The sequence below is a fragment of the Brevundimonas sp. genome, assembly GCF_051860745.1.
In the GTDB taxonomy this organism is placed as follows: domain Bacteria; phylum Pseudomonadota; class Alphaproteobacteria; order Caulobacterales; family Caulobacteraceae; genus Brevundimonas.
This window is the reverse complement of sequence record NZ_JBHYDN010000005.1, coordinates 180,284-189,392: the sequence shown is the minus strand read 5'-3', so window position 1 is coordinate 189,392 and position 9,109 is coordinate 180,284. Positions and strand designations below refer to the sequence as shown.

The 9,109-nt window shown below is 68.3% G+C and carries 9 protein-coding genes and 1 tRNA gene; 8 read left to right on the top strand and 2 right to left on the bottom strand.

All coding sequences use genetic code 11. The annotated features are described in order from the left end of the window. Positions 1–248: 248 nt before the first annotated feature. The 4 genes from rplM to msrB all read left to right on the top strand — a co-directional run bounded on the left by rplM (position 249) and on the right by msrB (position 3,171). Positions 249–725, top strand: coding sequence for a 50S ribosomal protein L13 (gene rplM, locus ACTIEW_RS08570; protein ID WP_439477487.1), 477 nt, complete (start codon positions 249–251; stop codon positions 723–725). 2 nt (positions 726–727) lie between these two features. Then, the gene (gene rpsI, locus ACTIEW_RS08565; protein WP_439477486.1) at positions 728–1,261 is read left to right on the top strand and encodes a 30S ribosomal protein S9; all 534 of its coding nucleotides are present in this window, start codon (positions 728–730) and stop codon (positions 1,259–1,261) included. Positions 1,262–1,525: 264 nt separating this feature from the next. Next, a complete protein-coding gene (gene argC / locus ACTIEW_RS08560) occupies positions 1,526–2,482 on the top strand; it encodes an N-acetyl-gamma-glutamyl-phosphate reductase (RefSeq protein ID WP_439477485.1) in 957 nt (318 codons plus the stop codon). Positions 2,483–2,676: 194 nt separating this feature from the next. After that, positions 2,677–3,171, top strand: coding sequence for a peptide-methionine (R)-S-oxide reductase MsrB (msrB, locus tag ACTIEW_RS08555; RefSeq protein WP_439477484.1), 495 nt, complete (start codon positions 2,677–2,679; stop codon positions 3,169–3,171). On the opposite strand, the gene ACTIEW_RS08550 is transcribed toward msrB, so the two are convergent. Together ACTIEW_RS08550 and phaC are read right to left on the bottom strand one after the other, a co-directional pair. Beyond that, complete coding sequence (locus ACTIEW_RS08550) at positions 3,168–3,542, bottom strand: hypothetical protein (protein WP_439477483.1); 375 nt, start codon at positions 3,540–3,542, stop codon at positions 3,168–3,170. The two genes, msrB and ACTIEW_RS08550, sit on opposite strands and share 4 nt — an antisense overlap. After that, entirely contained in the window at positions 3,539–5,485 is a 1,947-nt protein-coding gene (gene phaC, locus ACTIEW_RS08545) for a class I poly(R)-hydroxyalkanoic acid synthase (protein ID WP_439477482.1), read from the bottom strand. Before phaC ends, ACTIEW_RS08550 begins: the two co-directional genes overlap by 4 nt. A 74-nt stretch (positions 5,486–5,559) precedes the next feature. Here phaC and ACTIEW_RS08540 point away from each other — a divergent pair, with 74 nt between their 5' ends. The 4 genes from ACTIEW_RS08540 (at position 5,560) to ACTIEW_RS08525 (ending at position 9,044) form a co-directional block, all read left to right on the top strand. Further along, positions 5,560–6,018, top strand: a complete 459-nt coding sequence (locus tag ACTIEW_RS08540; RefSeq protein ID WP_439477481.1) for a hypothetical protein — start codon at positions 5,560–5,562, stop codon at positions 6,016–6,018. A 61-nt stretch (positions 6,019–6,079) separates the two neighbouring features. Then, positions 6,080–7,036, top strand: coding sequence for a class II fructose-bisphosphatase (glpX, locus tag ACTIEW_RS08535; RefSeq protein ID WP_439477480.1), 957 nt, complete (start codon positions 6,080–6,082; stop codon positions 7,034–7,036). Next, positions 7,036–8,838, top strand: coding sequence for a single-stranded-DNA-specific exonuclease RecJ (recJ, locus tag ACTIEW_RS08530; protein WP_439477479.1), 1,803 nt, complete (start codon positions 7,036–7,038; stop codon positions 8,836–8,838). Before glpX ends, recJ begins: the two co-directional genes overlap by 1 nt. Before the next feature lie 131 nt (positions 8,839–8,969). After that, a tRNA-Glu gene (locus ACTIEW_RS08525) sits at positions 8,970–9,044 on the top strand. Positions 9,045–9,109: the final 65 nt, after the last annotated feature.

Below are 9,109 nucleotides of genomic sequence, written 5' to 3'. Positions count from 1 at the left end.
GCCCCCCTCCACCATGCTTCGCATGGTCCCCCTCCCCACTGCGTGGGGAGGAGACAGGACGCCGCGAAGGGATGAGTTGATATGGTATTTTAATACCGTTATAAAATATTGCAGCAAAATCAATGTGATATTGCCAAGGCGCGCACTCAACCTACCTTGACCCCACGCCCCCCGTCCTCTATCAGCGCGCCTTCCGCTCGTCCCTGTCATTGGGAGGGGCACCCGATCGTCTCCCAGGACCCCTTGAAATGCTGAAGAGCACCACGGCTTCGCTGAAGCCGGCCGAGGTCACGAAGAAATGGATCCATATCGACGCTGAAGGCGTCGTGGTGGGCCGTCTCGCGACCTTCATCGCCAACCGTCTGCGCGGCAAGCACCGCGGCGACTACACCCCGCACGTCGATTGCGGCGACTATGTCGTCGTCACCAACGTCGACAAGGTGGTGTTCACCGGCAAGAAGCTGACCGACAAGATCTACTATCGCCACACCGGTCACCCGGGCGGCGTCAAGTCGACCAGCCCCGAGAAGGTCCTGAACGGCCGTTTCCCGGAACGCGTCCTTGAGAAGGCCGTCGAGCGCATGCTGCCCAAGGAGAGCCCGCTGGCCCGCCTGCAGATGACGCACCTGCGCCTGTTCGCCGGCGCCGCGCACACCCACGAAGCCCAACAGCCGGAAACGATCGACTTCAAGTCGGCCAACTCCAAGAACACCCGGAGCGCTTGAGCATGACCGACGTGACTGCTGAAACGCCCGTCGTCGAGAACGACGCTCCCGCCGCTGCTCCGGCCGCCACCGGCTTCGACGCCCTGCGTGGCCTCGGCACCGTCTCCGCCGAGAACGACGCCCCGGTCTATGTCCAGAAGCTGGACGCCCAGGGCCGCGCCTATTCGACCGGCAAGCGCAAGAACGCGATCGCCCGCGTGTGGATCAAGCCCGGCTCGGGCAAGATCACCATCAACGGCAAGGATCAGCTGCAGTATTTCGCCCGCGAAATCCTGCGCATGATGATCGCCCAGCCGCTGGAAGTGACCGACCGCCTGACCCAGTTCGACGTCGACTGCACCGTGCAGGGCTCGGGCCTGTCGGGCCAGGCCGGCGCCATCCGCCACGGCATCTCGCACGCCCTGACCCACTATGAGCCGGCGCTGCGTCCGGTCCTGAAGCCGCACGGCTTCCTGACCCGCGACAGCCGCGTCGTCGAGCGCAAGAAGTACGGCCGCGCCAAGGCCCGCAAGTCCTTCCAGTTCTCGAAGCGCTAGGCCGTTTCACTACGGTATGGATGGGGGCGCTTCGGGAAACCGGAGCGCCCTTTTTCTATGCTGTTTTTCCTTCTCCCATTGGGAGAAGGTGGCCCGGAGGGCCGGATGAGGGTCGGCTGGCGACCGTCGGCGTAAGCGGTGGCCAGGTCAGCGAAGCGGCTTTCGCCGACTGACACAGACGACCCTCACCCTTTCGCGCAAGGACGGCGGCTTCGCCGCCGTGCGCTCAAGCCCTCTCCCACCGGGAGAGGGGACGGAGTTGGAATGACCCACACCATCTTCATCGACGGCGAGGCCGGGACCACGGGGCTGGAGATCCGCGAGCGGCTGGAGGCGCGCGGCGATCTGGAGCTGATCCTGCTGGGTGACCGGCGGCGCGACGTGGCGGCGCGGCGCGAGGCGTTGAACAGCGCCGATGCGGTGATCCTGTGCCTGCCTGACGACGCGGCGAAGGATGCCGTGGCGATGATCGACAATCCCGAGGTGCGGGTGATCGACGCCTCGACGGCGTATCGGGTCGATCCGGCCTGGACCTATGGCTTCGCCGAGATGGCGGCGGGGCAGGCGGAGAAGATCGCCGGGGCGACGCGGGTGTCGAACCCGGGCTGCTATCCAACGGGCTTTATCGGGCTGATCCGCCCGCTGGTTTCGGCGGGGATCATTCCGGCGGGCTGGCCTGTGACGGTCAATGCGGTGTCGGGCTACTCCGGCGGCGGCAAGGCGATGATCGCGGAGTTCGAGGCGGCCCCGGGGTCAAGCCCCGGGGTGACGAAGCGCGAGGCGTACCGCGCCTACGGCCTGTCGCTGAAGCACAAACATGTGCCGGAGATGACGCTGCACACCGGACTGGAGCGGCCGGTGCTGTTCGCGCCGGCGGTGGGGGCCTACCGGCAGGGGATGCTGGTCGAGGTTCCGCTGCAACTGGCGGCCCTGCCGACGTCCCCGTCGGTCGAGGTGGTGCATGGGGCCTTGGCCGAGGCCTATGGGGACTGCCGGTTCGTCGAGGTGGCCGATCTGGAAGAGAGCGAGGCCATGACGGGGATCGATCCCGAGGGGCTGAACGGAACCAACCGGATGCGGCTGCATGTGTTCGGCGACCGCGACGGCGCGCAGGTGCGGCTGGTCGCCTTGCTGGACAATCTCGGCAAGGGGGCGTCGGGGGCGGCGGTGCAGAATCTGAACCTGATGCTGGGGCTGGACGAGGGGATGGGGCTGTCGTGATTTTGGCTATCGTCATTCCGGGCGAAGCGTAGCGGAGACCCGGAACCCAGCGGCGCGCGCGAGGGCGAAGCTGTCGCGGACACCCTGCCTGAACAGGTCGCCTTCGGCGCCGCTGGGTCCCGGCCTTCGCCGGGATGACGATAGCGGAGGGGTGCACTTGAAACCTCCGCCCCGGCGCCGACGTATGTAAGGCCATGACCCACCTCTCCCGCCGAGCCCTTTTGACCACCGCCGGGGCGCTCGCCGTCTCGGCCTGCACGCCGCAGAGCGCCGACGCCTCCGAGCGGCAGTACGCCAACTCGCCGTTCCGCCGGATCACCGACGCGCAATGGCGCGAGCGGCTGCCGCGGGCGGCCTATGACGTGCTGCGGCACGAGGCGACCGAGCGGCCGGGGAGCAGTCCGCTGAACAATGAGCACCGCAGCGGGACCTTTGTCTGCCGGGGTTGCGACCTGCCGCTGTTCCGGTCGCAGTGGAAATATGACTCCGGCACGGGCTGGCCCAGCTTCTGGCAGGTCATCGCCGCCAATATCGGGACCAAGACCGACTATGCGATCGGCATTCCGCGTACGGAGTATCACTGCGCCCGCTGCCTGGGGCATCAGGGGCACATCTTCGACGACGGCCCGCGGCCGACGGGCAAGCGCTATTGCAACAACGGCGTGGCCCTGACCTTCCGGCCCGCTTAGGCCCGCCGCGCCCTGAGGGCTGACTCGACCGTCACCCCGAACCAGACGGCGGCGATGATGATCAGCAGGCCGTAGTCGGGGCCCGGCCAGAACACGGGTACGGCGGCGCAGAGGATCACCACCATCGGAAACAGGCTGGACCAGGCGGTCATGCCGCGGCTGCCGGAATGGATCAGCGGCGGCCGAACCGGGCTCTTCATCGTCCGCAACAGCATCGGGTTCAGCAGCACGAACCCGCCGGAGCAGCTCACCGCGAGCAGCAGGTTGCGCAGCGGCTCTCCCGCGCCATAGACGCTGGCGGTCACGGTGACGAGAACCAGGGCGAAGCCGGTGGTGACGGCCAGCAGCAGGTTCGGCTCCAGACGCTTCAACTCTTCACCTTCACATAGGAGCCGGGCGCCGGTTCGATAGGCTTGAGCGGGCCGGTCTTCGGATCGCGGGCGGGGATCCAGTCGCCGGACTTGCCGTGCAGCCAGTCGGCCCAGTGCTCCCACCAGCTGCCGGGGTGTTCAACGGCCTTCACCTGCCACTCGCCGAGGGTCGCGGGCAGGGCGGGGTTGGTCCAGTGCTGGTATTTCTTCGCCGACGGCGGATTGACCACCCCGGCGATATGGCCTGAGCCGGCCAGGGTCAGGGTGACGTCGGCGTTCGAGAAGGCGCGGGCCGAACGATAGACCGAGTTCATCGGCGCGATGTGATCCTCGCGGCTGGCCTGGAAATAGAGGGGGATGGTCACCTGCGACAGGTCGACCTTGACCCCGCCGATGGTGAACTCGCCCCGGGCCAGCTTGTTCTGGCCGTACATGGAGCGGAGGTAGTCCATGTGCAGTTTCCTGGGCATGCGGGTCTGGTCGGCGTTCCAGAACAGCAGGTCGAAGGCCGGCGGCGACTTGCCCATCAGATAGTTGGAGACGAAGAACGACCAGATCAGGTCGTTGGCGCGCAGGGCGTTGAAGGTCTCGGCCATGGCCGCGCCGGGCAGGACGCCGCCGGCGGCGTCCATCTGCTGCTCGACCTCATTGAGCCAGTGTTCGTCGGTGAACAACAGCAGGTCGCCAGCCTCGGCGAAATCATGCTGGGCGGCGAAGAAGGTGTTGGCGGTGACGCGGTCGTCCTTCTTTGCGGCCATGTGGGCGAGGGCGGCGCCCATCAATGTGCCGCCGATGCAGTAGCCGACGGTGTTGATGTGTTTGGACTGCGACTGTTCCAGCGCCTTTTCGACGGCGCGGTAGACGCCCTTTTCCAGATAGTCGTCGAAGCCGAAGCCGGCCTTGTCGACGTCCGGATTGACCCAGGAACAGACGAAGACGGTGAAGCCCTGACTGGACAGCCAGCGGATCATCGAGTTCCCGGGCTGCAGGTCCAGGATGTAGAATTTGTTGATCCACGGCGGGAAGATGAGCAGGGGCACGACGCGCTGCTTGTCGGTGGCGGCGTCGAACTGGATCAGTTCGAACAGTTCGTCGCGCCAGACGACCTGGCCCGGCGCGGTGGCCACGTTCTCGCCGACGACGAACTTTCCATAGTCGGCCTGGCTGATCTTCAGCTTGCCGGCGCCGCGTTCCATGTCGGCGGCGAAATTCTGCATCCCCCTGACCAGCGATTCGCCGTTGGACTCGGCCAGGGCCTTCAGGGCGACCGGGTTGGAGGCGAGGAAGTTGGAAGGGGAGAAGGCGTCGGTCAGCAGTTTGGTGAAGAACTCGGCGCGGCGCTTGGTCAGGGGATCGACGTCCTCGACGCTGGAGACCAGGCCGTTCATCCAGTCGGAGGTGACCAGATAGGACTGGCGCATGACGTCGAACATGGGATTTTCGGACCAGGCGGGGTCCTTGAACCGCTTGTCCTTCGAAGGGGAGGCGGGCGTCTCGTCGCCGCCGGCGCGGCGGGTGGTGGAGGCCCACAGGTCCATGTAGCGGTTGAACAGATCGGCCTGGGCCGCGAACAGCTTGTCCGGGCGCGAGGCCAGGCTGGTCATGACCGAATTCATGGCCGGGCCGACGTTGAACGGGTCGGGCGACAGGGCGGCGGGGCGATCGGCCTGCGACAGGGCGGCCTCGGCGATGGCCGACTGGGCCGTCATGGCGGCCTTGGCCAGGTTCATCGACAGGGTTTCCAGCATCTGCCGCTGGTCCGCGCCGGGGAAGGCGAAGGCGTTGGCGGCCGGTGTCTCGACTTCGGGCGCCGGCGCCGGCTCCGGGGCGGCCTCGACCCTGGCGGCGCGGGGCCGGGGCGGCTTGGCCGAGGTGGGCCGGCCGGCCTTGCGCGGCGCGCGGGGCGGTGCGCCGTCAGTCGGTGGGCTTGGACGCTTGGCCATGGGGGAGCTCCGGATGTCGTCAGGATCGGTCGCAAGCGCCGCGCGCGCCCTTCCGCCTGTCGCGATCATGGCATATGACCGCCCCTGATATGAACGCGCCGATCCGGAAAATTGCAGCCGTCCTGTCCGCAGTCGTCGCCAGCGGCGGTCTGGCGGCTTGCGTGGGCTCATTCGATCCGGTCACCGACGCCAGCTCGCCGATCGCGCCGCGGGTCCAGGCCCTGGTCGACGCCAACCGTGAATACCCAAGCTGGGCCGACTTTCCGAGGGTGATCGAGCCGCTGCCTGAACCGGTCGCGATCGCGGCGCAGGTCAGTACGCTGCGGGTCACAGGCGGGGCGCTGGCGGGCGAGGTCTCGCGCATCGACTGGCAGAACACGGGCGACCCGGCCGAGTTCGCGGCGGCGGTGCAGGCCCGGATCGATTCGGTTCCGGTCGCGCCGGTGACGCAGGAGACACTCGCCGAGATCGAAGACTTCGCGCGGCGCACGCGCGAGCGGGGCCGCGCCCCGCCGCCGGTGGACCGCCGCTGACCCCCATCCAACGCTCGCCCGGACGGCAGAATCCGGGGACCATCGTCTCAGGAGACACTTCATGGCCCATCCGGCTCCCTACGCCTCGACCCTGGCGGCTGACGCCGCCCGGGTGACCGAACTGGCCGCCATCGCCAGCTACGCGGGCATTGGCCGTGGCGATGAGAAGGCGGCGGATCAGCTGGCGGTCGACGCCATGCGCACGGCCCTGAACGCCCTCGATATCGACGGCAAGATCGTCATCGGCGAGGGCGAACGTGACGAGGCGCCGATGCTGTACATCGGCGAGAAGGTCGGTACGGGCAAAGGCCCGGCGATCGACATCGCCCTCGACCCGCTGGAAGGCACCACCCTGACGGCCAAGGCCATGGCCAATGCGCTGTGCGTGCTGTCGATGTCGCCGGGCGGCGGCATGCTGCACGCGCCCGACACCTATATGGACAAGATCGCCATCGGTCCCGGATTCGCGCCGGGCACGGTCGATCTGGACATGAAGCCCCAGGACAATGTTCGCTCGCTGGCCTCGGCCAAGGGGGTGAAGCCGTCCGACATCACCGTTTGCGTCATGGACCGGCCGCGCCACGCCGAGCTGATAGCCGCCCTGCGCGAGGTCGGGGCCAAGGTGGTGCTGATCACCGACGGCGACGTGGCCGGCGTGATCCACACCGCAGAGCCGGAGACCGGCATCGACCTGTATCTGGGATCGGGCGGGGCGCCGGAAGGCGTGCTGGCGGCCTCGGCGCTGAAATGCGTCGGCGGTCATTTCCAGGGCCGGCTGGTCTTCCGCAATGACGACGAGCGGGCGCGGGCGGCCAAGACGGGCGTGACCGATTTGAACCGCAAATACGACCTGCACGAACTGGTGTCCAAGGACGCCATCTTCGCCGCCACGGGCGTGACCAAGGGCGCCATGCTGGACGGGGTCAAGGTCGCCAACGGCTTCGTCTCGACCCACACGCTGGTGATGGATTCATCGACCCGCACGGTCCAGCGCATCCGCACCATCCGGCCGCTCTGATGGCGGACGGGGGAAGCGTCCCGGCGTTCCTGGGCGTCTCCCGCTCCCTGTCCGGCCGCGAATGGCGGCAGAGGCCCGCCGAGGCGGGGCTGATCCGGGCCCATATGCAGGCGCTCAATCTCGAGGAGCCGCTGGCGCGGGCGCTGGCGGCGCGCGGGGTGAGGGCGGATCAGGGTGCGGACTTCCTGCAGCCGACGCTGAAGGCCCTGTTCCCCGATCCGTCCAGCTTCATGGATATGGACGCCGCGGCCGAGGCGACCCTCGACGCCCTGCAGGCGCAGGCATCGATCCATGTCTTCGCCGACTATGACGTGGACGGCGCGTCCAGCGCGGCCCTGCTGGTGCGCTGGTTCCGGGCCATGGGCGCGGAGCTGCCGATCTATGTGCCCGACCGGGTCAGCGAGGGCTACGGCCCCAGCGCCCGCGCCTTCGACACCCTGAAGGCTTCCGGCGCCGATCTCGTCATCACGGTGGACTGCGGCGCGGCGGCCAATGAGGCGGTGGCCCATGCCGCGGCGATCGGGCTCAAGGTCGTGGTCATCGACCATCACATGATGCGCGAGCATCCGCCGGTCTGCGCCGCCGTGGTCAATCCGAACCGGCCGGGCTGCAATTCGGGGCAGGGCAATCTGGCGGCCGCGGGGGTGGTGTTCGTGCTGCTGGCGGCGTTGAACCGCGAGGCGCGGCGGCGCGGCATGTTCGCCGATCTGAAGGAGCCGGACATCCGCCAGTGGCTGGATCTGGCGGCCATGGGGGCGATCTGCGACGTCACCGGCCTGACGGGCTTCAACCGGGCCCTGACCAGCCTCGGGCTGCGGCGGATGTCGGAGTGGAGCAATCCGGGCTTGCGGGCGCTGCTGGCGGCGGCCGGGGTCGAGCCGGGGCCGGCCAAGTCGAACCATGCGGGCTTCATCCTGGGGCCGCGGATCAATGCGGGCGGGCGGATCGGCAAGTCGGACCTCGGCGCGCGCCTGCTGTCGACCGACGATCCGGACGAGGCGCGCGCGCTGGCGCAGGAGCTGGACGCCCTGAACATCGCCCGGCGCGAGGTGGAGAAGCAGGTCACCGATCAGGCCACCCGTAGGGTCGAGGCGACCGGCGCCCATGCCGACGGCTCGGCGGTGGTGGTGATTGAGGGCGCCGACTGGCACCCGGGCGTGGTCGGCATCGTCGCCGGACGTCTGCGCGAGCGCTGGCGCAAGCCGGTGGTGGTGATCGGCGTCGATGCCGTGAACGGGATCGGCAAGGGTTCGGGCCGGTCGCAGCCTGGCATGAACCTGGGCAAGGCGGTGCAGGCGGCGTGGGAGAGCGGCGTGCTGCTGGCCGGGGGCGGGCACGCCATGGCGGCGGGACTGACGGTCCGCACCGACGACATCGACCGGCTGCGCGACTTCCTCAATGAGCGGATGGCCGGCGAACAGGCCGCCGCCGACGCCCTCGATCACGTCGAGATCGACGCCCTGATCGATCCGGGGGCGGCGACGCGGGGGCTGTTCGAACAGTTCGAACAGCTGGCGCCGTTCGGCCCGGCCAATCCCGAGCCGCTGTTCGCGCTGGAGCATGTACAGGCGCGCGACGCCGTGGCCATGAACGGCGGCCATGTGCGGTGCCGGCTGGTAGGGGCCGACGGCGCCTCGGTCAAGGCCATCGCCTGGCGCTGCGCCGACCTGCCCGGCGGGCAGTCGCTGCTGTCCGGACAGGGCGGGCTGAGCGTGGTCGGGCGGCTGAAAGCCGATGACTGGAACGGCCGCAAAGGCGTGCAATTCGAGATCGAGGACGTGGCCGATCCGCGGATGGCCTGATCGTTGTTCCGGCTACCCCTCCGTCTCGTCGGCTGCGCCTCCGAGCCACCTCCCCATTCCCGGGAAGAATGGGGAGGAGAAGGGTTGCACCGTCAGGAATCGGCGGCTATATCGCCCGCTCTCCGCGCAGCGGTCCCTTCGTCTATCGGTTAGGACGTCAGGTTTTCAACCTGAAAAGAGGGGTTCGATTCCCCTAGGGACTGCCAGCGCGGAGCCTATCACCGACATCGCCGTTTGTGTGTGAGGCCGGGCCTTTCGGGGTCAGGCGCGT

What these genes read in the sequence shown, in the direction of transcription:
- rplM (WP_439477487.1), top strand. Translation starts at nt 249, where the DNA reads ATGCTGAAGAGCACCACGGCTTCGCTGAAGCCGGCCGAGGTCACGAAG.
- rpsI (WP_439477486.1), top strand. Translation starts at nt 728, where the DNA reads ATGACCGACGTGACTGCTGAAACGCCCGTCGTCGAGAACGACGCTCCC.
- argC (WP_439477485.1), top strand. Translation starts at nt 1,526, where the DNA reads ATGACCCACACCATCTTCATCGACGGCGAGGCCGGGACCACGGGGCTG.
- msrB (WP_439477484.1), top strand. Translation starts at nt 2,677, where the DNA reads ATGACCCACCTCTCCCGCCGAGCCCTTTTGACCACCGCCGGGGCGCTC.
- phaC (WP_439477482.1), bottom strand. Translation starts at nt 5,485, where the DNA reads ATGGCCAAGCGTCCAAGCCCACCGACTGACGGCGCACCGCCCCGCGCG.
- ACTIEW_RS08540 (WP_439477481.1), top strand. Translation starts at nt 5,560, where the DNA reads ATGACCGCCCCTGATATGAACGCGCCGATCCGGAAAATTGCAGCCGTC.
- glpX (WP_439477480.1), top strand. Translation starts at nt 6,080, where the DNA reads ATGGCCCATCCGGCTCCCTACGCCTCGACCCTGGCGGCTGACGCCGCC.
- recJ (WP_439477479.1), top strand. Translation starts at nt 7,036, where the DNA reads ATGGCGGACGGGGGAAGCGTCCCGGCGTTCCTGGGCGTCTCCCGCTCC.